At 65.3% G+C, this 25,173-nt stretch carries 23 protein-coding genes and 1 other RNA gene; 16 read left to right on the forward strand and 8 right to left on the reverse strand.

The genetic code is table 11. The features are described from left to right. Positions 1–61 precede the first annotated feature (61 nt). From trmD to rpsP, 3 genes are read right to left on the reverse strand one after another with little or no spacing between them, the layout of a single operon-like run. A complete protein-coding gene (trmD, locus tag EV672_RS02575; RefSeq protein WP_133605994.1) occupies positions 62–886 on the reverse strand; it encodes a tRNA (guanosine(37)-N1)-methyltransferase TrmD in 825 nt (274 codons plus the stop codon). Between the two features lie 38 nt (positions 887–924). After that, the gene (rimM, locus tag EV672_RS02580; protein ID WP_133605995.1) at positions 925–1,602 is read right to left on the reverse strand and encodes a ribosome maturation factor RimM; all 678 of its coding nucleotides are present in this window, start codon (positions 1,600–1,602) and stop codon (positions 925–927) included. A gap of 29 nt (positions 1,603–1,631) precedes the next feature. Next, on the reverse strand, positions 1,632–1,889 hold the full coding sequence (rpsP, locus tag EV672_RS02585) for a 30S ribosomal protein S16 (protein ID WP_133605996.1): 258 nt from the start codon (positions 1,887–1,889) through the stop codon (positions 1,632–1,634). A gap of 261 nt (positions 1,890–2,150) precedes the next feature. Between rpsP and EV672_RS02590 the strand changes: the two genes are divergently transcribed. The 7 genes from EV672_RS02590 (at position 2,151) to EV672_RS02620 (ending at position 8,805) form a co-directional block, all read left to right on the forward strand. After that, entirely contained in the window at positions 2,151–2,615 is a 465-nt protein-coding gene (locus EV672_RS02590) for a TM2 domain-containing protein (RefSeq protein ID WP_243738476.1), read from the forward strand. A gap of 75 nt (positions 2,616–2,690) precedes the next feature. Further along, the gene (locus EV672_RS02595; protein WP_133605997.1) at positions 2,691–3,818 is read left to right on the forward strand and encodes an AIR synthase-related protein; all 1,128 of its coding nucleotides are present in this window, start codon (positions 2,691–2,693) and stop codon (positions 3,816–3,818) included. 130 nt (positions 3,819–3,948) lie between these two features. Further along, positions 3,949–5,550 (forward strand): methyl-accepting chemotaxis protein, encoded by a 1,602-nt coding sequence (locus EV672_RS19195; protein ID WP_166643418.1) that lies wholly within the window; start codon positions 3,949–3,951, stop codon positions 5,548–5,550. Between the two features lie 75 nt (positions 5,551–5,625). After that, positions 5,626–6,213: a chalcone isomerase family protein gene (locus EV672_RS02605; protein WP_133605998.1), complete on the forward strand. Its 588-nt coding sequence runs from the start codon at positions 5,626–5,628 to the stop codon at positions 6,211–6,213. A gap of 78 nt (positions 6,214–6,291) precedes the next feature. Further along, positions 6,292–6,389: signal recognition particle sRNA small type (gene ffs, locus EV672_RS02610), an RNA gene on the forward strand. Positions 6,390–6,521: 132 nt separating this feature from the next. Then, entirely contained in the window at positions 6,522–7,658 is a 1,137-nt protein-coding gene (aroB, locus tag EV672_RS02615) for a 3-dehydroquinate synthase (RefSeq protein WP_133605999.1), read from the forward strand. 19 nt (positions 7,659–7,677) lie between these two features. Next, positions 7,678–8,805: a deoxyguanosinetriphosphate triphosphohydrolase gene (locus tag EV672_RS02620; protein ID WP_133606000.1), complete on the forward strand. Its 1,128-nt coding sequence runs from the start codon at positions 7,678–7,680 to the stop codon at positions 8,803–8,805. Positions 8,806–8,810: 5 nt separating this feature from the next. Here the strand turns inward: EV672_RS02620 and EV672_RS02625 are convergent, their stop codons facing one another. The 5 genes from EV672_RS02625 to EV672_RS02645 all read right to left on the reverse strand — a co-directional run bounded on the left by EV672_RS02625 (position 8,811) and on the right by EV672_RS02645 (position 16,259). Next, entirely contained in the window at positions 8,811–9,623 is an 813-nt protein-coding gene (locus EV672_RS02625; protein ID WP_166643419.1) for a sugar phosphate isomerase/epimerase family protein, read from the reverse strand. 2 nt (positions 9,624–9,625) lie between these two features. Further along, complete coding sequence (locus EV672_RS02630; RefSeq protein WP_133606002.1) at positions 9,626–10,414, reverse strand: hypothetical protein; 789 nt, start codon at positions 10,412–10,414, stop codon at positions 9,626–9,628. A gap of 6 nt (positions 10,415–10,420) precedes the next feature. Beyond that, on the reverse strand, positions 10,421–11,464 hold the full coding sequence (locus EV672_RS02635) for an FAD-dependent oxidoreductase (protein WP_166643420.1): 1,044 nt from the start codon (positions 11,462–11,464) through the stop codon (positions 10,421–10,423). Then, positions 11,461–14,229 carry a methyltransferase domain-containing protein gene (locus tag EV672_RS18790; protein WP_208110686.1) on the reverse strand — a complete coding sequence of 923 codons (2,769 nt, stop codon included), beginning with the start codon at positions 14,227–14,229 and terminating at the stop codon, positions 11,461–11,463. Before EV672_RS18790 ends, EV672_RS02635 begins: the two co-directional genes overlap by 4 nt. Positions 14,230–14,321: 92 nt before the next feature. Beyond that, entirely contained in the window at positions 14,322–16,259 is a 1,938-nt protein-coding gene (locus tag EV672_RS02645) for an O-linked N-acetylglucosamine transferase, SPINDLY family protein (protein WP_133606004.1), read from the reverse strand. Between the two features lie 384 nt (positions 16,260–16,643). Between EV672_RS02645 and EV672_RS02650 the strand changes: the two genes are divergently transcribed. The 9 genes from EV672_RS02650 to EV672_RS02690 all read left to right on the forward strand — a co-directional run bounded on the left by EV672_RS02650 (position 16,644) and on the right by EV672_RS02690 (position 25,167). Further along, on the forward strand, positions 16,644–17,588 hold the full coding sequence (locus EV672_RS02650) for a flagellin N-terminal helical domain-containing protein (RefSeq protein ID WP_133606005.1): 945 nt from the start codon (positions 16,644–16,646) through the stop codon (positions 17,586–17,588). Positions 17,589–17,848: 260 nt separating this feature from the next. Continuing rightward, on the forward strand, positions 17,849–18,796 hold the full coding sequence (locus EV672_RS02655; protein ID WP_133606006.1) for a flagellin N-terminal helical domain-containing protein: 948 nt from the start codon (positions 17,849–17,851) through the stop codon (positions 18,794–18,796). 126 nt (positions 18,797–18,922) lie between these two features. Continuing rightward, complete coding sequence (gene fliD / locus EV672_RS02660) at positions 18,923–20,371, forward strand: flagellar filament capping protein FliD (RefSeq protein ID WP_133606007.1); 1,449 nt, start codon at positions 18,923–18,925, stop codon at positions 20,369–20,371. A 102-nt stretch (positions 20,372–20,473) separates the two neighbouring features. Then, complete coding sequence (fliS, locus tag EV672_RS02665; RefSeq protein ID WP_133606008.1) at positions 20,474–20,938, forward strand: flagellar export chaperone FliS; 465 nt, start codon at positions 20,474–20,476, stop codon at positions 20,936–20,938. Then, positions 20,935–21,225, forward strand: coding sequence for a flagellar protein FliT (locus tag EV672_RS02670; RefSeq protein ID WP_424923099.1), 291 nt, complete (start codon positions 20,935–20,937; stop codon positions 21,223–21,225). The genes fliS and EV672_RS02670 overlap by 4 nt, the downstream gene beginning before the upstream one ends. A 72-nt stretch (positions 21,226–21,297) precedes the next feature. Continuing rightward, a complete protein-coding gene (locus EV672_RS02675) occupies positions 21,298–22,026 on the forward strand; it encodes a flagellar regulator YcgR PilZN domain-containing protein (RefSeq protein ID WP_243738477.1) in 729 nt (242 codons plus the stop codon). Between the two features lie 47 nt (positions 22,027–22,073). After that, positions 22,074–23,075, forward strand: coding sequence for a hydroxymethylbilane synthase (gene hemC / locus EV672_RS02680; RefSeq protein ID WP_133606009.1), 1,002 nt, complete (start codon positions 22,074–22,076; stop codon positions 23,073–23,075). A gap of 40 nt (positions 23,076–23,115) precedes the next feature. Continuing rightward, a complete protein-coding gene (locus EV672_RS02685; RefSeq protein WP_133606010.1) occupies positions 23,116–23,943 on the forward strand; it encodes a uroporphyrinogen-III synthase in 828 nt (275 codons plus the stop codon). A gap of 63 nt (positions 23,944–24,006) precedes the next feature. Further along, a complete protein-coding gene (locus tag EV672_RS02690) occupies positions 24,007–25,167 on the forward strand; it encodes a uroporphyrinogen-III C-methyltransferase (RefSeq protein WP_133606011.1) in 1,161 nt (386 codons plus the stop codon). Positions 25,168–25,173: the final 6 nt, after the last annotated feature.

Here is a 25,173-nt window from a genome sequence, read left to right on the forward strand (position 1 = left end):
TTGCTCTGGCTGGATGCCATTTGCTTCGATTTGCCGGGCAGAGGATCTGCAAAACCGCAGATTATAGCGTCAATTCACGAAGGAAGTCTTCGTCTTTTTTCGACAGCTCGCCACGGGCCCGCGCAGCCTCGATCAGCTCGGGACGGCGGCGCGCCGTCAGCGCCAGTTGCTGCTCGCGGCGCCATCGCGCGATCTGCGCATGGTGGCCTGACATCAGCACCGGCGGCACGGGCCAATCCACCCCACCGGCATCATCTGGCACGCCCGCCACCTCGGCCGACAGCAGCTCCGGGCGGCTGTAGTGCGGGCAGTCGAGCAGGCCATTTGAGAAGCTGTCCTGTTCGTGCGAGGCCGCGTCGTGCAGCACGCCCGGCTGCAGGCGCGCCACGGCGTCGATCAGCGTCAGCGCGGGCAACTCCCCGCCCGACAGCACGTAGTCGCCCAGGCTGAGCTCTTCGTCCACATGGGCGTCGATGAAGCGCTGGTCCACGCCCTCGTAACGGCCGCACACCAGCACGGCACCGGGGCCGGCGGCCAGCTGCTGCACGCGCTGCTGGGTCAGGCGCTGGCCTGCGGGGCTGAACCAGATCACCGGCAGGCGCGGGGATGGGGCCTGGCCACCGGCGGCCTCGGCAGCATGGGCAGACTGGCTCGCGCGGATGGCCGACAAACAGCGCACCAGCGGCTCGACCAGCATCACCATGCCCGGCCCGCCACCGAAGGGACGGTCGTCAACGCGGCGGTAGGCGCCCTCGGCATGGTCGCGCAAGGGCCACAGGCGCACATCGACGGCCCGCGTCTCGAACGCACGGCGCGTCACGCCCACCTGCTGGAAGGGCGCGAACAGTTCAGGAAACAGGGTGATGACGTCGAAGCGAACGGCCATGGGCCCCCCATCGGCTGGCGCCATGACGGCGCCGAGGGTCAGTAGTCCAGACCCCAGTCGGCCACGATGCGCTTGTCGGCCAGGCTGACGCTGAGGATGTAGGCGGACACGAAGGGGATCAGGCGCTCGACGGGCTTGCCATCCTCGCCGGCTTCGCCCTCGAGGCGCAGCACGCTGTTGGGGCCGGTGTCGATCAGGTCCACGACGCGGCCGAGGGCCTCGCCTTGCGGATTGGACACGTCCAGACCGATGAGGTCGATCCAGTAGAACTCGCCGTCGTCGGGCGTCGGGAAGGCCGAGCGCGACACAAACACGCGGGCGCCCTTGAGGGCTTCGGCGGCGTTGCGGTCGTCCAGGCCTTCGCAGGTGGCGACCACGATGTCGCTTTGCTCACGGGCGCTCTTGACCTGCAGGAAACGCGGCGCGTTCAGTCGGGCGGCTTGCGCGGCTGATGCCACGGCCGAGACCGGCTTCGCACCCGCACCCGCACCCGCACCTGCGCCCGTACGCACGACGGCGCCCGCAGCCGCTTCGGCGGGGCGCAAAAACCACTTCTTGGTGCAGAACAGGGCCTGAGGATCGGACGAGAACGGCATCACCTTGATGCCGCCCTTGACGCCCCAGGCATCGACCACGCGGCCCACCTCCACCGCGTCTTCGGGCCAGACGACACCGTCGTCCAGCAGCAGCGGGGAGGGGTTCGCGTGCTCGCTCATGCCAGCCTGTTCTGCTTGGGCATTCAGGCTCAGGCGGCGACAGCCTTGGCCTTGGCGTCGCGGATCAGGCGAGCAACGGTGTCGGAGGCTTGAGCGCCATTGCCGACCCAGTGGTCCACGCGGTCAAACGCGATGCGCAGGGACTCGGCGTTGCCGGAAGCCAGGGGGTTGTAGAAACCCACGCGCTCCAGGAAACGGCCGTCACGGCGGTTCTTTTGCTCGGCAACGACGATGTTGTAGAACGGGCGCTTCTTGGAGCCGCCGCGGGAGAGTCGAATCACGACCATGGTGTGTCCTTCACAAATGGGGGCGATGGCTGCGTCCCGGGAGACACTCGGGGGGCAGTCATCAGGGTGATCATCTGGGCATTCATCTGGGTCGGCACTTGCCTGTGTTTGTCACAGACTTGCACCCACCCACAAGCCCGGCTTGCTTAGATACGCGCTGGTCCGACCGGGAAAACCTCCCCGAACGCCCAGCCCAAGCCGGAAAACCGCGGATTATAGTCTGACCTCACCGGAATGTGCAAAACCTGCACCGCCAAGCCCATGTCACCCCGCCCCACCCGCATCCATTCCAAGACCGTGGCCACTTGGGCCGCCTTCGTGGGTGGCGCCTTCGGGCTGCACCGCTTCTATTTGCACGGGCTGCGCGACAAGGCGGGTTGGTTGCTGTGGCTGCCCACGCTGGTTGGGCTGTGGGGTCTGCACCGGGTCTCGCTGTACGGGCAGGACGACCAGCTCGCCTGGCTGCTCGTGCCGGTGCTGGGCTTCACGCTGGCGGGCACCATGCTGCAGGGCATCGTCTTCGGCCTGACGCCCGATGCGGCCTGGCACGCCCGGCACAACCCGCATCTGCAGACCGAACAGGCTCCCATCAGCGGCTGGCCGGCCATCATCGGGGTGATCCTGTGCCTGCTGATCGGCGCCACGGTGCTGATGGCGAGCATCGCCTTCTCGGGCCAGCGTTACTTCGAGTACCAGGTGGAAGAAGCCCGCAAGATCAGCCAGTGAGGCTGACTCGCACCCCAAGTCGGGGCAAAGCACGGATAATCCCGCCTTTGCGCCACCAGACCTCCTGCTCACGCCATGACCGCCGCCACGCCCAACCCGTCCGCAGCTCCCCTCACCTACGACCAGGCCGGTGTCAACTACGACCTGATCGACCCGCTGAAGGTGGCCGCCCAGCGCGCCGCGGCCGAAACCGGCACCCACCTGGCCAGCCACGGCTTCAGCGAAGTGCTGGCCTCGCGCGGTGAGTCGGCCTATGTGGTCGATGTGGGCCCGATGTACCTGGCCTCCATCGTCGAATGCCTGGGCACCAAAACCCTGGTGGCCGATGAAATGGCCCTGCTGACGGGCAAGAGCTACTACGACGGCATCGCCCAGGACACCATCGCCATGGCGGTCAACGACCTGATCACCGTGGGCGCCACGCCCCTGGTGGTGCAGGCCTACTGGGCCGCGGGCGGCTCCGACTGGTTCGGCGACAAGGTCCGCGCCAATGCGCTCGTGGCCGGCTGGAAGAAGGCCTGCCAGGTGAGCAATGTCGCCTGGGGCGGCGGCGAGACCCCCGCGCTGGCCGGCATCGTGGCCGATGGCCGCGTGGACCTGGCCGCCTCCTGCACCGGCATCATCAGCCCGAAAACCCGCCTGTCCGTAGGCGACAAGCTGGGCGCGGGCGACGCCATCGTCTTCCTGGCGGCCAGCGGCATCCACGCCAACGGCCTGTCGCTGGCGCGCAAGCTGGCCGAGCGCCTGCCCCAGGGCTACCTGACCGACATCGGCAACGGCCAGACCTATGGCGAGGCCCTGCTGGCACCGACCACGCTGTACTCGCCCGTGACCGAGGCGCTGGCCAGGGAAGGCATTTTCCCGCATTACTGCGCGAACGTGACCGGCCATGGCTGGCGCAAGCTGCTGCGTCACCCCAAGCAGTTGACCTACCGCATCACGGCCGTGCCGCCCAAGACGGCGATCCTGGCCTTCATGCAGAAAGAATGCGGCCTGGACGACCACGAGGCCTACGGCACGCTGAACATGGGCGCCGGTTTCGCCTTGTATGTGGCGGCCGACCAGGCACCGCGCGTGGTGGAGATCGCGCAGGCGCAGGGCATCGACGCCATGGTTGCGGGTCGGGTCGAAGACGGCCCCAAGCAGGTGGTGATCGAGCCTCTGGGCGTGACATACGGCGCAGAAGAGCTGCAACTGCGCTGATGTAGGTGCCATTTGGCGCCACGGACACCCCAGGGTTTACACCCGGGCGTGTTCAGTTTGCCCACAGAACGTCCGATAAAGCATTCGTTCGTGACGGATTTCACCCGCTCGCCCGTCGGCAGGCGGCGAGATGATCGTCACGGCGAAGCGCAGTCTGGACTTCGTGGACAAACACATGCTCAACATCCGCAACATCCGCATCGGTCAACGGCTGACGATGGGCTTCGGCCTCGTCATCGCATTGATGGTTCTGCTCGCGGGCCTGGCGCTCACGCGCATCCAGGGCCTCAGCCAGGAAACCACCGAGATCGTCGGCAGCACCTACCCGCAAACGGTGACCGCCAACCGGATGAAGGCCAACCTCAATGAGATTTCGCGCAGCATGCTCAGCGTGCTGGTGATGAGCGATGAGGAGCAGATCAAGGGCGAGTTGGTCAACATCGCCAAGTACGAAAAGCTCAACGTCGAGCTGGCCACGGGTGTGGAAAAGGCCCTGACGGGCGAGGCCGACAAAGAACTGCTGGCCAACCTCGGCAAATACCGCGAGCGCTCCAACAAGGCGCAGAAAGCCTTTGTGGAACTGGTTCAGGGCGGCCAGAAGGACGAAGCGCTGACCAAGTTCCTGTTCTCCGTGCGTTCGATGCACACCAAGTACTTCGAGGCGCTGGAGCAGCTCAACACCCGCCAGCACGCGCTGATGGAAGCCACCGGTGCGCGCTCGGCCGAGACCGCCCGCAACACCACCCTGTTCATCGTGGCCCTGGCGGGCGCCATCGTCGCCGTGAGCGTCGGCGTGGCCTTCTTCGCCACCCGCAGCATCACCCGCCCGCTGAACCGCGCCGTCAAGATCGCCGAGCAGGTGGCCGCAGGCGACCTCAGTGCCCGCATCGTCAGCGAGAGCGAGGACGAGACCGGCCAGCTGATGCGCGCCCTCGATGAGATGAACCGCGGCCTGCAACGCATCGTGGGCGATGTGCGCCAGGGCACGGTGGCCATCGCGTCGGCGTCCAGCCAGATCGCGTCGGGCAACTCCGACCTGTCGGTGCGCACCGAGGAGCAGGCCTCCTCGCTGGCGCAGACGTCGTCGGCCATGAACGAGCTGACCCGCATCGTGCGCCAGAACGCCGAAAACGCTTCGCAGGCCAACCAGCTGGCCTCGGCCGCATCGAACATCGCGACCGAAGGCGGTCAGGTGGTGGCCCAGGTGGTGGACACCATGGGCGCCATCGACGCGTCCTCGCGCAAGATCGTGGACATCATCTCCGTGATCGACGGCATCGCCTTCCAGACCAACATCCTGGCGCTGAATGCCGCCGTGGAGGCCGCCCGCGCCGGCGAGCAGGGCCGCGGCTTTGCCGTGGTGGCGGGCGAGGTCCGCACCCTGGCGCAGCGTTCGGCAACGGCCGCCAAGGAAATCAAGACGCTGATCAACGAGTCGGTGGAGAAGGTCGAGCAAGGCAGCAAGCTCGTGTCCTCGGCCGGCGGCACCATGGACAACGTGGTGGCCAGCGTGCAGCGCGTCACCGACATCATTGGCGAGATCACCGCGGCCAGCCGCTCGCAGAGCGAAGGCATCGAGGAAGTCACGCGCAGCATCCACAAGATGGATGGCGTGACGCAGCAGAACGCCGCCCTGGTCGAACAGGCCGCGGCGGCCGCCGAATCCATGCAGAACCAGGCGCACAGCCTGGCCGAGGTGGTGAGCGTGTTCAAGCTCGAAACAACCGCCTGAGCCTCGCACGTCAGCATCGACACCCTCCCGTCCTCTCCCACTTTTCCGCCCTTCCGACCACCAAGGACCCTCCCGATGAAAGCTCGCATCACCGCCCTCATGACCGCAGCCGCCCTGGCCCTGGGCGCGCTGTCCACCGCCCACGCCGTTGAAGTCCAGGGCGCGAAGCTCGAAGACACCGCCACCGTGGCGGGCAAGAATCTGGTGCTCAATGGCGCCGGCGCCCGCATCAAGGCCGTGTTCAAGGTCTATGCGATCGGCCTGTACCTGACCGAGAAGAAGACCACCACCGCCGACATCCTGGCCCTCAATGGCCCCAAGCGCTTCAAGATCGTCTTCCTGCGCGACCTGAGCTCCGAAGAGTTCGGCTCGGCCTTCCTGGCAGGCATCAACAAGAACCTGGAAAAAGACGAGAAGACGAAGTTCGTCAACCAGATCACCAAGTTCGGCGACCTGTTCACCGAGTTCGAAGGCGTGAAGAAGGGCGAGGTCATCATCGGTGACTACAACCCGGCCGTGGGCACCACCATCACGCTCAACGGCAAGCAACTGGGTTCGCCCCTGCCTGACATCGGCTTCTACAACGCCATTTTGCGCATCTGGATTGGCGCGAACCCGGCCGACAACATGCTCAAGCCGCTGCTGCTGGGCGACAAGCCCTGAGCTGACTGACACCCTCTTTGCCGAGGGTCTGCACGCCCAGGCCCGCCAGGACGGCCGGCCTCGCGTACAATGGTCGGTGACGGGCCTCCTCGCATGGGGGCGCGGCCAACCGGGTCAGATCGGGAACGAAGCAGCCCTAACCGAATGCCTCCAGTGCCGGGGTCAGGCTCGTCACCTTCTTTCTTCGCGCTGTCGTTCTGACAGCGTTGGATGCCCCACGCGTCGCGGCCGGGACCGAACTTCCGCGAAAGTTCGGGGCGCTTCTTGAACGCGCCACCCGCGCACTCTGCCGCACCCCGCGTGAACGCATGGCATCTGCACCCGTTTCCTCCGCTGCCCCGCAACTGTCCACCACGGCGCCTGCAGGCCATTCGGTCGTGCCCATCGACTTGGGCGAGCGCAGCTACGACATCCTGATCGGCGATGGCCTGCTGAAGGCCGAGAGCTTCGCCGGGCTGCCCCGATCGGCCAAGGCGCTGATCGTCACCAACACCACGGTCGGCCCGCTCTACACCGCCCAACTGCGCGCGGCCATCGCACCGTTGCACCAGCAGGTGCTGGACGTGGAACTGCCCGATGGCGAGCAGTACAAGGACTGGCCGGCCCTCAACCAGGTGTTCACCAAGCTGCTGGAAGAGGCGGCCGACCGCAAGACGGTGCTGTACGCCCTGGGCGGCGGTGTCGTCGGTGACATGACCGGTTTCGCAGCGGCCTGCTACATGCGCGGCGTGCCCTTCGTGCAGGTGCCCACCACGCTGCTGGCGCAGGTGGATTCGTCCGTGGGTGGCAAGACGGCCATCAACCACCCGGCCGGCAAGAACATGATCGGTGCGTTCTACCAGCCGCTGCGTGTGGTCTGCGACATCGACACGCTGGACACCTTGCCGCAGCGCGAGTTGCTGGCCGGCCTGGCCGAGGTCATCAAGTACGGCCCGATCGCCGATGCCGAATTCCTGTCCTGGCTGGAAACCAACCTCGACCTGCTGCTGGCGCGCGACCGCGCTGCGCTCAGGCACGCCATCCAGCGGTCTTGCGAGATCAAGGCCTGGGTGGTGGGTCAGGACGAGAAGGAATCCGGCCTGCGCGCCATCCTGAACTACGGCCACACTTTCGGGCACGCCATCGAGGCGGGCATGGGCTATGGCGCGTGGCTGCACGGCGAGGCCGTGGGCTGCGGCATGGTGATGGCGGCCGACCTGTCTGCCCGCCTGGGCCTGATCGACGAGGCCACCTCGCAGCGCATCCGCGCGCTGGTCGAGCGAACCGGCCTGCCCGTGCAGGGCCCGGACCTGGGCGCCGACCGCTACATCGAGCTGATGCAGGTGGACAAGAAGGCCGAAGGCGGCGAGATCCGTTTCGTGGTCGTCGGGCCTTTGGGTCAGGCGGGCATGCGGGGCGCGCCCGATGCCATGGTGCGCGATGTGATCGCCGCGAACGTGCGCTGAACTGGCACGGCTTTCCGCCATGTTGACCGCCCCTTACGCCAGCCAGCCCGACCGCTCGCGGGGGCGCCAGTTCCCCGAGCCCAGTGCGCCGACGCGCAGCGAGTTCCAGCGCGACCGCGACCGCATCGTGCACAGCACGGCTTTCCGACGTCTGGTTTACAAGACGCAGGTCTTCCTCAACCACGAGGGCGACCTCTTCCGCACGCGGCTGACGCACTCGCTGGAAGTGGCGCAGCTGGGGCGGTCCATCGCGCGCTCGCTGGGCCTCAACGAAGACCTGGTCGAGGCCGTGGCCCTGGCGCATGACCTGGGCCACACGCCCTTCGGCCACGCGGGCCAGGATGTGCTCAACGACTGCATGGGCGAGCACGGCGGCTTCGAGCACAACCTGCAATCGCTGCGCGTGGTCGATGAGCTGGAAGAGCGCTACCTGCCCTACAACGGCCTGAACCTGACCTTCGAGACGCGCGAGGGCATCCTCAAGCACTGCTCGCGTCGCCACGCCGAGATGCTCGAAGCGCGCGAGCCCGGCGGTGTGGGCCTGCGCTTCCTGAACGGCACCCAGCCCAGCCTGGAGGCACAGCTGTGCAACCTGGCCGATGAGATCGCCTACAACGCCCACGACATCGACGACGGCGTGCGCTCCGGGCTGATCACGCTGGAGCAGCTCGAAGCCGTGCCCCTGTTCGTGCGCTTCCGCGACGAGACGCTGCGCGAGTTCCCGCAGGCCAAGGGCCGCCGCTTGTTGTTCGACAGCATCCGCCGCATGCTGTCGCAGCAGGTCTATGACGTGATCGACGCCACGCGCGCGCGCATCGCCGAGCACCTGCCGCTCAACGCCAACGAGGCGCGCCAATGCCCGCCACTGGTGCGCTTCAGCCCAGGCATGCGCGAGGCCAGCACCCAGCTCAAGCGTTTCCTGTTCAAGGAGCTGTACCGGCATCCGCAGGTCAACGAGACCACGGCGCGGGCCAAGCAGGTGCTCAGCGAGCTGTTCCACGCCTACGTGGCAGCGCCGCAAGAAATGCAGAGCGCTTTTGCCGAACGCGGCGACCGCCACCGCGCCGTGGCCGACTACATCGCCGGCATGACGGACCGGTTTGCCGTGCGGGAGCACGAGCGGCTGACGGGGCAGAAGTTGTTTTGACCTTGTCAGCCCATTCGGGCTTCGCGAAGGATGGCCCAGGGCCCCTCCTCGATCACGCCCATGGGCGGAACTCGCATTTCGATCGCACACCAGTGAGGCCAATCTACGCTTCGCAAGAAGCGCAAATTCGCCAGCTGTGGTGCGCACGGCGCAGAGAATCCACCCAGTTCGGGCTCGCTCATCTGGTAGTGGACCCAGCGCTGTCCCCTTGATTCTTCCCACAGGTCCTCAATGGACTCTTCCGCGGCAAACAAGGCCGCAGCATCGATGTGCACGCCGAGGCCAGGGTGGTCCACCGCAGCAACCAGTTGAGACACCTCCGCTGTGGTGATGCAGAAATCGCCCCCGTACTCAGGCCGCGCCGGCTCCAGCGCCAAGCATGAGCCGGCATCGTGGAATGTTTGCGCCAGCCGTCGCAGCAAGGGAATGGCGCGGTCGACCGCCTCGGCCATGGGCAAATCTCCTCGGAGCCGCTGGCGTGGCGCGCCGAGCACGGCAACACCGGCGCCCAGGCCTTCACCGAGTTCGGCGACAAACTCCAGGTGTTCGACAAAGGCATTCCCACCGTCTGCGCCAAACAGACAGGCGTCGGCCTTGCCAAACAGCAATGCCTGCATCGACGGCAATGAGAACCCTTGATCGGCCATGCGCTTGCGCCACTCACGCGCGCCAGCAGGTGTTGCGCCATGCCAGTTGGGCCAGAGACGTGTCGGCGCCACCTCAATGCCACCCACGCCTTGGGCCTGCAGCCATGGCAGCACGGCCGCCTCCTGCGCATCGGTCCACGCAATGTTGGAACAAGCCAGTTTCATTGTCATGGTCATGCAGTGACGTGGGCCACAGGCACTGGCGAACGCAGCCACGTCTGCAATGCGTCCATGACGGCTCGGCGATCCATCCAGTACGGGCCAGCGCCTCCAAACAGTTGCGAATGCTCGCTCTGCATGTCGTACCGCACGGGGCTACTGGGTTGACTCTGCAATTCGCGGGAGGGAAAGAAGCGCTCGGCGATGTCCCTGGTGCAAATGGGCTCGGTGGCAGCATTGACGAGGGGCAAGCCCGACGATATCAAGGCCTCGATGTCGCTGGACAGGCGGGCAATGGGGTACCACTGGAACGCCGACTCAGGATGGATGCGCTCCGTCATGTGGTCGCGAACCAGGTCGTGCAGCACGTTCTTCTTCAACCCAGAGCCAAACAAACCGGGCAATCGGATCATGCTGGAGCGCGGAAACTGCCCCGCAACCCATCCCTCGAATTCATGCCGATGCTTGCCATAAGGCTGAGCGGCGGCGACGTCAATCGGCGAGCTTTCGCTTACCCCCATTGGCGATGGATATACGTCCACAGTGGAAACAACGACCACCTGCTTCGCGTTCACGGACGCCAGGGCACCTTGCAGGGCCCTCATGTTGCAGAGATCTCCAACAGGATCCTGGTTGGCCCGCCATTTTTCAGCGGGCAGTCCGGCGATCACCAACAAGTCGGCCTGAACGCTCTGCAAGTCGCGCAAATTGCTCCTGTTGACGCAAAGGTCGAACGACCGCTGCTGGAGCAGATTGCTGCCTACAAAACCGGTGTATCCGACGAGAACGCGTTCAATTTCCATGCTGCATCAAAGCAAAGCGCCCAGAATTCGATCGGTGGCATAGAAGATGTTATCGATTTTTCCTGACTGCACGTTGAAGCACCGCCCGTTCGCGGCGACACCACAAGCTCGATTCTCAGACAAACCTTTGGGTTTGGTCTTGATCGCAAACTGTGGGCCAACAAATGTAAACGTCTCCTTGAAGCCAGGCATGTAGGGGTGAACCTCTGCCTCCATGGACCTGCGCTTCTCATCGATCAGGTTCGCATCCACTGCGGCAAGCCTTTCGTAGGCGCGCGACTTGTTTTCGTAACGCCCCAGAGGCGTGTGGGTCACAGAAGACAGGGTGAAAACGCCAGGGTCCTCGGTGGGGTAGATGGACCACAAATCGCCGTCCACCAAAGTGATGGCAGGAAATGGCGCGGAGAGGTCTTCGCGCAGACGGTAGTAAAGAAGCAGCGTTGGCTCGAAGTAAACGCTGCCGGATTCACCGCTTGCACTGGGCAAGGCGCCCCACGTGGCGTCAATGAAATGATCGTACGCCACGCCATCGACCCACACGTGTCCATCGCGCTGCTGAACCTCTGTCACGGCATGGTTCAGGTTCACCGTGCCGTTCAAGCGCTTGGTGAAGTAACCACGGGCAGCGGAGGTCAGCACAACGCGCTCTTGGCAACGCACAGCGCCTTCAAACCTGCCTGCGTCAATGTGATCGATGCTCTTCAATGGGATTTTCTCAATGGAGATGCCACTGGAAAGCATGATGGAGAAGTAGGTGTCAAAGTCGATCAGCGAAGCTTCTTTGGGCACGAGATAAATGTTGTTCTCGACCGGCGTGGACAGTTTGGGATAGCGCTCAGCGAAACGGTGATAACCGTCGCGAGATTGGTAACGCGTTTGCGCCGACCTGGCGTAGTGCAGCCCTTGGTGCAGCCGGAACTGGTTGTTGCCTGATGCTTCGCTGAACAAGCAGTCGTTCTTCTCAAACAGGTCCACGCTCACGCCATGCGCCTTGAGCGAAGAAGCAATGTGGCAGCCGTACCAGCCGCCGCCTGCGACTGCGACCCTCATGATGCGACGGCCTCGGTTGCGATCAATGAGGCCCGGTGGCGCGTGAGAAGTGTGCGGATGCGCTCGTTCCATCCGCAGCGAAGCATCGCCGCGGAGGGCTCGCTTTGAGGGGCAGGCCGTGCCAGCCACTCATCGGCGACTGCCGCGAGGTCGGGCGCGTTCGGTGAGAACGCGTGAACCATGGCTGCGGGCACACGTTCCTCAACAATGGCAGCGTTGTTGTGCGTCATCACCGGCACACCCTGCGCCCACGCAGAATACGCGCGGTCATGGCAACCCCAGTCCCAGTTCGGGTCGAGGTTCAAAACGCCTCGGTAGAGCGGCATCAAGGCAGGCAACTGGGCATGCGGCATCGAGCCCAGGAAGCGGAAGCCATCCTGATCCCCAAAGGCCTGGTCCCAACCCGGCCCGATGAAATCGACAGGCACGCCACGCAGAGATTCCACAGCGAGTACCCTGCGGACTCGCTTGAGGAAAGAGTCGCCCGCACACATCAAGGTCATCATGCTGTCGGTGAACAAGTCTTTGCCGCTCAGAGACAAGAGGGCGTGCGCCGTCACCAAGGGGTTACCGGCGGCATTGGCGCTCATCATGGCAGCAGCCAAGGCATGCACATCGGAGTGAGCCAAACCCGGAGCGTTGGCGGACATCAGAGTCGCCTCGAGGTCCTGCCGGATGGCGGCTCTTGAGAGCTCCTGGCCCAAAGCGCCGATCACCAGGATGCGCTGCTGCTGAGGCAACTCCGCTGCAGAGCGTCGGCTCTCATCGGGCGCTGTGAACGCGGCGAAAGGCAGGTAAAAGGCTTGTGGTGGCAACAGAGGCTGTGCCCCGCCCTGGCCCAATTGCAAATAGCTTCGCTCGGCCAGGATTGGAACCAGTTTCTCGTTATCCCAGGCACGACGGATGAAGTCCCGCGTGGCAGGAACGCGGGCCAAGTCATAAATGGGCGAGTCAAGGAGGTAGGCATAAACCGGGCATTCAAACAGCTCAGCCAGCGGCCTTCCACCCACTTGGATGTTCAAGGGCAAGGCGCCTATCGTGATCACGCCCGAGAGCGTCGCCGGCAGGCGCGACCACTGGGCGGACAAGTCCGTCGACATGTTCAGCTCGACAACGGCTTCCCCCTCAGCCCGCAAGGCGGCCGCCATTTCGTGGGAAAAATTATCGGTAACGCCGTCGTCGTGAGCAGGGTAGATGAGCACCCAGGGCGCAGGGCTCGGCTCCGTGCGCTTGCCCACAACAACAGTTGGCTGCGAGGCCGTCTCGGGCACGTCCGAAGGCGGTGCATCGTCGTGCGCGAACACGTCCATGTCGTCCGGCAGCCCGCCGAAGCTCGCCTGCATCGTCCGAGCCGTCATCCGCTCGCCCAAGGTGGTCGCCTGTTTGGTCAGGGTGACTCGCATGAAGTTGGCAGCATCACGCGCACACTCGCGGAGACTGCCGTCCAGGTAGGCAAACTTAGCAACTTGGAACCGGCGATCGAACCACCCCAGATACCAGAACCAATCGGCGTAATAGATCCATGAGTTCTCGTTCATGGCGCGGACGTGCGTTGGGTCCTGCCAGGCAGCGTTCGCGCGCTCGTAAGGCACTTCGATCTGCATCTGACCGCCATCGCGCAGCAGCGTCAGACAGTTGCCCATCAGCGTGGTCAAGTCGGGGACGTGCTCCAACACGTTATTCGCATAGATGACATCCAGCGAATCGGCGCAGAGCTCCACATCGCCGACCTGATCACCGTGAACATGCAAAGGCCACTCAAGCGGCTGCGCAAGGTTCAACACCACATCGGGCTCGGCGGATGCGAGGATGTCAACGTTGAGCCAACCCGGCTTGTAATCCTTCCCCGAGCCAATGTGCAACTTGTTCGGGCGCCATGGGCCTGATGCCAGATTAGAGAGATGGGTCTGGGTGTAAGCGAGCGCAAAAACCAACGCATCGGCATACGGCTCGATCACATCATGCTGGCGGAAAGCTTGCAGCTTGGCTCGGCCCTGCACGCCAAAATCCGGCGCTCGGAGCTTCTCCCGAACGAACCCCGACCAATCGCCATCACGCACCCAAAAAACAGCGTCCTCAAACTGCGCGGGAGGTGCAGCTGACAGCAGGCGCTCACTGACAACAGGTGCGCCAAGGGACAAGCACTGGAAGACACGCGCCTGTTCAAAACGAGCGCTTTCGTAATAGTGGCAATTCAAGACGGCTTTGGCTTGGCGGATCAAGTCATCGCGTTCCGGGCCATACACAGCGCCGTTGACGACAGTCACGCTGCCACCAGCGTCTTCGATCTGCTGGATGATCCGCTTGCGCCGCTCGTTCATGCTCCCAAAGAAAAGCAGGTCGATGGGCCGGTCTTCGATGGCCACCGCAGCGGGCGCCAGGTAGGGCGCGTGGGAGAACGTGATGATGGGGACGTCGTCCACATGGGGGGTGTAGGCCGCCACGTTGCCTGGGTCGTAATCGAAAACAGCCGACGATGCCAGCAATCGCAGGTACTCCGGGGACACGCTCGCCCCACCGCTGCCGATCTGCTCCAGGTTCACGAAGATGCAGCTGTAGCGCGTGCGCAGCTCAGCGTCAAAACCCAGGTGAGCACCGAAAACCACATTGACCGCGTCATGCCGGAGGCGGTTCTTGGAGAGCGTGACTTCAGCGCCCAGTCGCCTGAATTGGTAACGCAGGTATCTCGCCTGGTCCAAGAACCCGAGGGAATGCACGTAGCCGACGGGCTGAACGATGCAAATGTGAACGGCGCGCATTTCCATGAGGTTTTCCTGAAAGACGTGATGCCAGTCTATGGAACGGGCGGCGCCATGAGCGCGCAAAAAGCCTGGCCAACCGATGCCACTAATGGGACTCAGGCAGGACGCGCATCGATTGCGGCGAGGTGGGTCGCTCGCGCGCCATGATCGCGCCGCACCACCATGCGCTCCAGCAACTGCTCCAAGTCGGCCGTGTAACGCGCGCTGTCAAACAGAGGCGCTTGATCGCGCGCCTCGGCCAGTTGCGCTCGGATGCGCGCCCGCTCGGCCGGGTCTGCCGCCAAGGCCAGCACCTTGGCGCGGTAGGCCGCCAGGCTTTCGGTGGCCAACTCGGACAGGCCGACCGCGTTGAGCAAGCTGCCTGCCACGCGTGACGCAAAGGTCTGCCCCATGAAGGTGACCACCGGCAGGCCGGCCCACAACGCGTCGCTGGCGGTGGTGTGCGCGTTGCAGGGCCAGGCATCGATGAAGATGTCGGCCAGCTGGGTGCGGTTGATGTGATCGGCCAAGCCCAGGCGCGGCGCCCAGCGGATGCGGGCCAAGTCAACGCCACGCACCGAGAGCTCTTCTTCCAGGTGCGGGCGGGCCTGGCCGTGCCAGTCCAGCAGCCACAGCACAGCGTTCGGGATGTCGCGCAGGAAGCCGCACCAGACGTCCAGCACTTCGGGCGAAATCTTGTAGGCCTGGTTGAAGCCGCACAAGACCAAGGCGTCCTCCGGCAGTCCCGCCGCCTTGCGGTCCATGGGCTGAGGGCGCGGACGTTGTCGGTCGTTGGGCTGGTAGCACACAGGCAGCTGCGCGATCTTTTCAGAGAAGTGCGCCTCGTGTGCGAGGGGCGTGACGACAGGGTCACCGATGATGTAGTCGATGAAGGTGGACCCGGTGGTGCCCGGGAAGCCCAGGTAAGTGGCTTGCACGGGCGCAGGCCGGCGGGCGAACACGCCCATGCGGTTCTGCGCGGTGTAGCCCTTGAGGTCAATCAGCAGGTCGAGCTGGTCATCGGCGATCCGCTGTGCGATGTCCTGGTCGGACGCGCCAGCCAGTTCGACGAAGTGCTCGGCAGCGGCCTCGATGCGTTGGCGCATGGGCGTCTTGTCGTCGGGGCCGTGTGAGTAGAGGAAAACTTCGAAGCGGCTGCGGTCGTGGTGCTCGAACACTTCGGCCATGAGTACACTGGTGGCGTGCTGGTGGAAGTCGGCGGACACATAGCCCACGCGGATGCGCTCGCCATGGCGCACGCGTTCCCGGCGCACCACCGGCTTGATGTCGGCAAAGTTGTTGGACATCAGCCGGCACGCCTTGAGCTGGTGCAGGGGGTCATCGGTCAAGGTGACGTGGGCGAACGGTGCGGTCATCACGCGCGCCGTGTCGTCGAGCGCGTCCACCATGCTGCGCATGTTGGCCTCTTCCTCGGCGGCCTGCACCCAGCGGCAATTTTCGCGCTCGGCGTAGGCCAGCATGCCGTGCACGTGCAGGGCGTTGGCACCCAGACCAAGCACCAACCCCGTGCGGAAGCATTCCGAGGCTTCTTCCTTGAGCTGCATCTCATAAAAGGAAATGCCCATGCGGTAGTGGGTGATGGCATCGTCCATCTGGATGGTCAGCGCTTCCATGAACGCCGTGATGGCTTCTTGCTGCTTGCCGGTGTTCTGCAAGGCACAGCCCAAGGCGCTCCAGTACTCGCGGTTGTTGCGGCGCTCCTCGGGCACGCTTTGCAGGTAAGCCAGCGTTTCCGCATGGTTCTGCATGCGTTGCAAGGCGGCCACCCGGATGAACAAAGCCACCTCTGAAGCGGGATTGCGTGCCAGCGCACGCAAGCTGTAGTCCAGCGCCTGCTCGATGCGGTCGCTCTCCAGGGCTGCCTTGGCAGCATTCACCAGATAGACGTCGTCCTTGGGTGCGATCTTGAGCGCAGCCTCAAAAGCCCGCAGCGCCTCGCCCCACTGTCCCTTGCGCGACTGCGCCACCCCGCGTTCCCAGTGCTGGTGCGCCTGGCGGCTTTGTCGAGATGCGGGCTTGTGGATGACGTTCATGGCGACCCCGGGAAGAGACTGGAAATGGCGGTTCAAGCCCTTTTTCGGGGCCTGACCAGTCTAGGAAAACAAAGTCCTCAAGATCCTGGCAAGTGCGCCGAAAAGATTCCTCATTTCAAAAAAACGTCAAGCAGCGGCTGTGCACACAAGCTTGCAAAACGAGGAAAAAGTCACTCAAGACCGCAGCACCCCGGGACGATAAACAAACCATCGGGATCGCAAGGTTTCGGGGTCCGGTTAGCCGGCCAAGGGCTTCGAGTGGTTTCACCACGAGGGCGCATGGGCTGACTAGCGTCGGGCAGGAAAGCTGAAGAGTTTCCAACCCCTCAGCACTTGTTCGCCGGCGCTATCGCCGGGTAGTAAACACCGCCAAAGGATCACATCATGGCCGCTTCTGTTAACACCAACGTCGTTTCGCTGAATGCGCAACGCAACCTGTCCATGTCGCAGTCCAGCCTGTCGACGTCCATGCAACGCCTGTCTTCTGGTCTGCGAGTCAACTCGGCCCGCGACGATGCAGCAGGCCTGGCCATCGCCGAGCGCATGAGCGCTCAAGTCAAGGGCATGAACGTCGCAGTGCGCAATGCCAACGACGGCATCTCGCTGGCGCAAACCGCTGAAGGTGCCCTCGGCAAGATCGGCGACAACCTGCAGCGCATGCGTGAACTGGCCGTCCAGTCTCGCAACGCCACCAACAGCGCTGGCGACCGCGACAACCTGCAAAAGGAGTTCAAGGAACTCCAGTCGGAAATCGACCGCACCGTGCAAGGCACCAAGTTCAACGGCACTGCCATGTTCGCTTCCGGTGCATCGTCCACCCTGTCCTTCCAGGTGGGTGCAGGCACCAACAGCACGGACCGCATCGACATCGCTGGCGCCGTGCTGGGCGGCGGCACCTCGGTGTCGGTGGCCTCGGCCATCGCTTCGACCTCGGCCACCGCCGAGCAGGACCTGGTCTCCACCGTGACCGGCACCTGGGACGGCACCAAGGGCATCGCCATCGGCGGCAACGTCAACGGCTCCAGCACGGGCACCGCTGCCGGCGTCTCGCAAGTGGACGACGCCATCAACGCCATCGACAAGGCCCTGGACCTGGTCAACAACAAGCGCGCCAACTTCGGTGCTTCGCAGAACCGCTTCGAGGCTGTGATCTCGAACCTGCAGACCAACATCGAGAACCAGGCTGCCGCACGAGGCCGGATCGTGGACGCTGACTTCGCCACGGAAACCGCGAACCTGTCGCGCTCGCAGATCCTGCAGCAGGCCGGCACCGCGATGGTGGCCCAGGCCAACCAGTTGCCCCAGCAGGTGCTGTCGCTGCTGCGCTGATCCGGCACACGCCTCAGGACGCCACCCACGCGTGGTGTCCCGACACCAAGGCCGCCCTTCGGGGCGGCTTTTTTCATGGGGCGACGCAAGACGAGAACTGAAGGGCAAAAACGCTGCACATCCCGTTTTTGCGTGAGGGCGAATGGGCCGAATATTCAACCCACAGGTCGAAGGTTTTCGCAAAGTCTTTGGCCAGCTTTTTCAGTTTGAAGCCGGCCGGCATGCGAGCCGGGAGTCTCTCGATTCTTTAGGAGTGCACCATGCCCCAAACGATCAACACCAACGTGGTTTCGATGAATGCTCAGCGAAACCTCAACATGTCGCAGAACTCGCTGGCCGTGTCGATGCAACGCCTGTCTTCAGGTGCACGCGTCAACTCTGCCAAGGACGATGCGGCCGGCCTGGCCATCGCCGAGCGGATGAACACCCAGGTGCGCGGCATGAACGTCGCGATCCGCAACGCGAACGACGGCATCTCGCTGGCGCAGACCGCAGAAGGCGCGCTCGGCAAGATCGCCGACAACCTGCAGCGCATGCGTGAACTCGCCGTCCAGTCCCGCAACGCCACCAACAGCGCTGGCGACCGCGACAACCTGCAGAAGGAATTCAAGCAGCTGCAGGCTGAAATCGACCGCACGGTGCAAGGCACCAAGTTCAACAACCAGGCCCTGTTTGCCTCGGGTGCTGCGACCACGCTGTCCTTCCAGGTCGGCGCAGGCACGGCCTCCACGGACCGCATCGACGTCACGGGCGCCCTGCTCGGCGGTGGCACCGCGGTCTCTGCCGCTTCGGCACTGGCCTCGACCTCGGCCTCTGCGGTGCAGGACCTGATCTCCACGGTCACCACCAACTGGGACGGCACCAACGGCCTGGCCATCGGCGGCAACATTTCCGGCTCGACGGCTGGCACGGCCGCCAGCGTCTCGCAAGTGGACGACGCCATCAACATCATCGACAAGGCCCTGGACGCCATCAACGACAAGCGCGCCAGCTTCGGTGCCACGCAGAACCGCTTCGAGGCTGTGATCTCGAACCTGCAGGTCAGCGTGGAAAACCAGGCCGCAGCCCGCGGTCGGATCATGGACGCCGACTTTGCCGCGGAAACCGCCAACCTGTCGCGCTCGCAGATCCTGCAGCAGGCGGGTACTGCCATGGTGGCGCAGGCCAACCAGTTGCCTCAGCAGGTGCTCAGCCTCTTGAAGGGCTGATATCGCCAGAAATTCACGGCCACGGGGCTGAGCGGATCAAGTTTCCCCGGCAGAAGTCGATGAGCACGGCGTCCGGGTGGCCAAAAGCGGCTTCCCGGGCGCTACCGCATTTGAGAGGAACACACCATGGCCTCGTTGAGCTCACTCGGCGTTGGCAGCGGTCTGGACGCTGAAAGCATCGTCACCAAGTTGGTGGCGCTGGAAAAGCAGCCCGCAGACACGCTGACCACCAAGAACACCAAACTGCAAACCCAGGTTTCGACCTGGGGCAAGATCCAGAGCAACTTCTCCGCCTTGCAAGACGCGGCGTCCAAGCTCATGGACAGCAGCTTCTGGAGCGCGACCACCGCGAAATCCAGCGACGACACCGCCGTGAGCGTGACCACCAGCAGCGGCGCAGCGGCCGGCAACTACGCCGTCAGCGTGACGCAACTCGCGGCGGCGCAGTCCGTGGCCAGCTCGGCCTTCACCGCCAGCAGCACGCCCGTGGGCGAGGGGACCTTGCGCATCGAGCTGGGCAGGTACACCACCAACAACAGCACGACCCCGCCTGCCGTGACCTTTGCAGCCAAGGCCGCAGCCACGGCCGTGGACATCAGCATCGGCCCCGGCGACAACACGCTGGAGAAGATCCGTGACCGCATCAACACGGCCAACGCGGGCGTGAGCGCCTCCATCGTGACCGACGCCTCGGGCGCACGCCTGGTCATGCGCGGGCAGAACGGCGAAGAGAACGCCTTCCGTGTGTCCGTGACCGAATCAGGCACCGCACCCGGCCTGTCTGCACTGGCGTACAGCGCCGCCACCGGCGACACCAGCGCCATGTCGCGCACGCAGACGGCACAGAACGCGCAAGCCACCATCAATGGTCTGAATGTGTCCTCGGCCTCGAACACCATGAGCAACGTGCTCGAAGGTGTGACCCTCAAGCTCAACAAGACGACCACGACCCCGGCCACCGTCAACGTTGACCTGGACACCGCCAGCATCAGCAAAGGTGTGAACGAGTTCGTCACCGCCTACAACAGCGTGGTCAGCACCATCCGCGTGCAGACCCTGTACGACGAGACCTCGAAAACGGGTGGGCCGCTGCAAGGCAACGCCACCGCACGGGGCCTGTTGTCGCAGATGCGCGGCCTGATCAGCTCCAACACGAGCGCCTCCAGCACCTTCGGTCGCCTGTCGGACATCGGCATCGACATCAACAAGGACGGCACGCTGAGCACCAAGTCAAGCAAGTTCAACGACGCCATGGGCAAGCTGGGCGAACTGCAGAAGTTCTTTGCCGGCAGCAGCGAGACCGACTCGTCGCTCAATGGCATCGGCACGCGGGTGAAGAACCTGACCAAGCAGATCCTGGACACCACGTCGGGCGCCATCGCGAACAGCACCAGCGGCCTCAACAGCACGATCAAGCGCAACAAGGACAAGATCGATGACATCAACGACCGTGCAGGCTTGATCGAGACGCGACTGCGCAAGCAATACAGCGCGCTCGACACCAGCATGGCCAAGCTCACCGGTCTGTCCACCTACGTGACGGCACAACTGGCCGCGCTCAACAAAAGCGCTTGAACAAGGGCCTTGATGGGGGCTTGTTCCATGGCTGCGGCCTTCAAGCTTTCCCGCCGCAAGTCGATAACACATTCAACACTGATCACCTCGCAGAGCTTGAAGATGTACGCACCTGCCAGCCCCTTCTCCCGCCCCCTGCCCACAGGCGACCGCACGCAGTCCAACCTCTACCGTCAGGTGGGCGTGGAAACCAGCATCAGCGGCGCCTCGCCCCACCAGCTTGTGAAACTGCTGCTCGACGGCTTTTTCGAAGCCCTCACCGATGGCCGTGGCGCCATGCGCAAGGGCGACATCGAAGCCAAGGCCCAAGCCCTGTCGCGCGCCCTGCGCATCGTGGACGAAGGCCTCAAGGCCAGCCTGGACCTGCAAGCCGGCGGCGAGCTGGCCCAGAACCTCCATGGCCTCTACACCTACGTTTGCCTGCGCCTGACCCAGGCCAACCTGCGCAACGACGAGGCCATCCTCGACGAATGCCAGAACCTGATGCAGCCCATCCGCGACGCCTGGCAAAACATCAAGCCCACCCAGACCGACGTGGTCCGTGGTGGCATGGAGGTGCACGCATGAACGCCCCTGAACTGATCACCGCCCCTGACGAAGAGGCCCTGGCCGGCAACCTGCTGAGCTACTACGAAGCCATCGAGCACGCCAGCCTGGACATGCTGAACGCCGCCCGATCGGGCGACTGGGACCGGGTCGTCAAGCTCGAAGGCGCCTGCGCGGTCCTGATTGGGCGCCTCAAGCACGCCGCCACGGAACACCCGATGGGCCCATCCGAGTTGGCGCTCAAATCGCGCATCATGCAGCGCATCCTGGTCAACGACGCCGAGATCCGCAACCTGGCGGAGCCCTAGCTCAACGAGCTCGGCCACATGGTCGGCGAGCCCGGCAGAATGCACTGACGCGGGCCGACACCCCGCCACCCCATGCCCACTTCACGCGCTGTCCAGGAATCGCTGGACGACTACCGCATCACCGCCAGCATCGACATCCTGGCGCTGCTGGAGCAGGTCCAGGCGCAGCGCGCGCTGGTCACGCTGTCCAACGCACAAGGCGACAGCTACACCACGCTGCTGTGCGGCATCGACACCCGGCTGGGCCTGATCTCCTTCGGTGCCGACGGCAGCGACGACGCCATGCAAGCGGTGCTCACCTCGGACGAGGTGGTCGCGGTGGTCTTCCTCGATCGCATCAAGGTCCAGTTCGACATCGACGGCCTGGTGCATGTGCGCGGCCCCAACGAAGCCCTCAACGCTCGCCTGCCGCAAGTGGCCTTCCGCTTCCAGCGGCGCTCGGCCTTCCGCGTGCAACCGCTGTCGTCCCACGGCCCGGTCGCCGAGTTCCGCCACCCGGCCATGCACGACATGCGCCTGTCCCTGCGCGTGCTGGACGTCAGCCTCAGCGGTGTGGCCCTCTTCCTGCCCGACAACGTGCCGGCCATCTCGTCGGGCGTGCGCATCGGGCAATGCACCATCCGCCTGGACGCCGACACGGTGATGGACGTGGGCCTCGTCATCCACCACATCACGCCCATCCACCCCGACACCCGCGGCGTGCGCCTGGGCTGCGAACTGACCCAACTGCAGGGCCACGACCGCAGCCTGCAGCACTACATCCACCAGACGCAAAAACGCCGCAGCGCACTGACGGGCTGAGGGGTTGTCGGACTCCGGTCGCACAGCGCGGCTGTTAGCATCGGCACATGACCGCCGATACGTCCACGACACCGCCCACCCTGCGCCCCTGGGTCATTGCCACCCGCGAAAGCCGACTCGCCCTGTGGCAGGCCGAGCACGTGCGCGACCTGCTCCAGCAGCGCTTTGGCCGCACCGTGAGCCTGCTGGGCATGACGACGCAGGGCGACCAGATCCTCGACCGTGCGCTCTCGAAAGTCGGTGGCAAGGGTCTGTTCGTCAAGGAGCTCGAAGTCGCGCTGGAAGCCGGTCACGCCGACCTGGCCGTGCACTCGCTCAAAGACGTGCCCATGGAGCTGCCCGAAGGCTTCGTGCTGGCCGCCGTCATGGCGCGCGAAGACCCGCGCGACGCGCTGGTGTCGCCACACCACGCCTCGCTGCAAGACCTGCCGCAAGGCGCGGTGGTCGGCACCTCCAGCCTGCGCCGCCTGACGCAGTTGCGCGCCTTGCGCCCCGACCTGCGCATCGAGCCCCTGCGCGGCAACCTCGACACCCGCCTGCGCAAGCTCGACGAAGGCTTGTACGACGCCATCGTGCTGGCAGCCGCCGGCCTCAAGCGCCTGGGCTTGGGAGAGCGCATCCGCCAGTTCATCGACACCGACACCATGCTGCCCGCGGCCGGTCAGGGCGCCTTGGGCCTGGAAATCCGTCAGCTGCCAGGCACCAGCCCTCACGCCACGCCAAGCGAGCTGCAGACCGCACTGCTCGACCTGGCGCACCAGCCCACCTGGCTGGCCACCGCCGCCGAGCGGGCCGTCTCCCGCGCCCTGGGCGGCAGCTGCTCCATGCCCCTGGCCGCGTTCGGCGACTGGCAGACCTACGCTGGCCAGGACGTGCTGCGCCTGCGTGTGCGCCTGGGTCACCCGGAACAGGCTGGCCTGCTGTCGGCCGAACGCTGCGCCGCGGTGCAGACCCTGGCCGATGCCGAGGCCCTGGGCCGCGAGGCCGCTGCTGCGCTGCAGGCCCAAGCCCCGCAAGGCTGGTTGAGCGCACCTGGCACCTCAGGCTGAGCGGCACACGCCCGGGCCCCCACACACACCACGGCGCGCCATGCCCACCCTCGTCACCCGGCCCGAGCCCCAGGCCAGCGGCTGGGCCGAGGCGCTGGCGGCGCAAGGCGTGGCTGCGCAGCCCCTGCCCCTCATCGCCATCGAGGGCCCGCCTCACCCCGAGGCAGTGGCCCGGCTGTGGCACACCCTGGCCCACCAGCGCCTGCTGATGTTCGTCAGCCCGGCGTCGGCCGAGTGGTTTTTCCGCCTTCGCCCTCAGCCCTTGCGGGACGGCAGCCCGGCGCCCGCGTGGCCGGCACAGACACTGGCCGCGGCTCCCGGCCCTGGCACGGCCCAGGCGGTGCTGGCCTTGGGCGCCGCGGCAGGTTTGACGCCCGACCGCATGGTCTCCCCCCCTGAGGACAGCACCCAGTTCGACTCCGAAGCCCTCTGGCCCCTGCTGGCGCCGTTGGACTGGCCAGACCAGCGCGTGAGCATCGTCAGCGGTGGCGACACCACTGGCGCCCGGGGACGCACCTGGTTGACTGCGCAATGGCAGCGGGCTGGCGCCCACGTCGAGGCCGTGCAGGCCTACCAGCGCGGCCCAGGCATGTGGGCGAGCGCTCAGCAAGCCCTGGCGCGGCAAGCCCTGGCCGCCCCTCAGGCGCACGTCTGGCTGTTCAGCAGCTCCCAGGCCATCGACCACCTCGTGGCACACCACCTGCCCGCCTTGGGCCACGCCTCACCCCGGCCCGACTGGCAGCGCATGCGCGCGCTGTGCACCCACCCCCGCATCGCCGAGCACGCCGCTGCTCAGGGGTTTGGTGAGGTGCGTCAATGCGCCCCCACGGTGGCTGCAGTGGTGCAGGCACGACGCTCGGCGCCCTGATGCGCCGGCTGCTGCGCGAACTCTGGCGCCGCAAGCAAGCCACGTCGATACAATGAAATCATCGTGAGCGAACTCCCCTCCCCCATTTCGGCCGTGCCCCTTGCCCACGAGGCGACCGCGCAGGCCCCCGAAGCAACGCCAGACGCCTTCTTGCAGCAAGGCCCAGGCTGGGTGCGCCTGGCCGTGCTCGTGCTCAGCCTGGCCGCAGGCGGTGCGGGCTGGCTGGCCTGGCAGACGCACAAGCGCGTCCAGGGCCTGGAGCAGGAACTCGTGCGCCGCCAGCAAGACAGCCAGGGCCAGGCCACCGAAGCCCGCGTGGCCGCCAGGCAGGCGCAAGAGCTCGCTCGCGAAGCCGCGGCCCGCGTCACCCTGCTCGACACCCGCCTGAGCGAGGTCGCCCTGCAGCGCTCCCAGGTCGAAGACCTCATCAAGACGCTCAACGTCTCGCGCGACGAAAACCTCGTCTATGACCTGGAAGCCGGCCTGCGCGTGGCCAGCCAGCAAGCCGCGCTGACCGGGAGCGCCGAGCCCCTCGTCACCGCCCTGCAATCGGCCGATGAGCGCCTGACCCGCGCCAAGCAACCCCGCCTGGACAACGTCCGCCGGGCCGTCGCGAAAGACCTCGACCGCGTCCGCGCCACCCGCGTGGCCGACATCAACGCCCTGACCATCCGCCTCGACGAAGCCGTGCGCCTGGTCGATGAAATCCCCCTCATCAACCAGCCGGAAGCGGCCGGCAAGCTCCCTGCAGCAGCCCCCAGCCAAACCAGCAACGGCAAGGCCAGCCGCAACGCATCGGGCCCGGGCAACGGCATCAGCGGCGTCGCACCTTCCGACGACAGCTGGCGCAACACCGTGCTGAGCTGGACGCGTGGCGCCGCCGAATCGGTCTGGAGCGAGACCCGCAGCCTGGTGCGCGTGACCCGCATCGCCCAGCCTGAAGGCATGCTGATCGCACCCGATCAGGCCTTCTTCCTGCGCGAAAACGTCAAGCTGCGCCTGCTGAATGCCCGCCTCGCCCTGCTCAGCCGCCAGACGGCCCAGGCCGCGGCCGACCTGCGCCTGGTCGAGCGCACCTTGCCGCGCTACTTCGAAGCGCAGTCACGCAAAACGCAACTGCTGCAGTCCATGGTGAGCGACGTCATCGCGCAAAGCCAGCAGACCGCCGTCCCGCGCCCCGACGACACCCTGGCCGCCCTGGCCGCGGTGGCCGGCGGGCGCTGAAGCCTG

The sequence above is a fragment of the Aquabacterium commune genome (genome assembly GCF_004362855.1).
Taxonomy (GTDB): Bacteria; Pseudomonadota; Gammaproteobacteria; order Burkholderiales; family Burkholderiaceae_C; genus Aquabacterium; species Aquabacterium commune.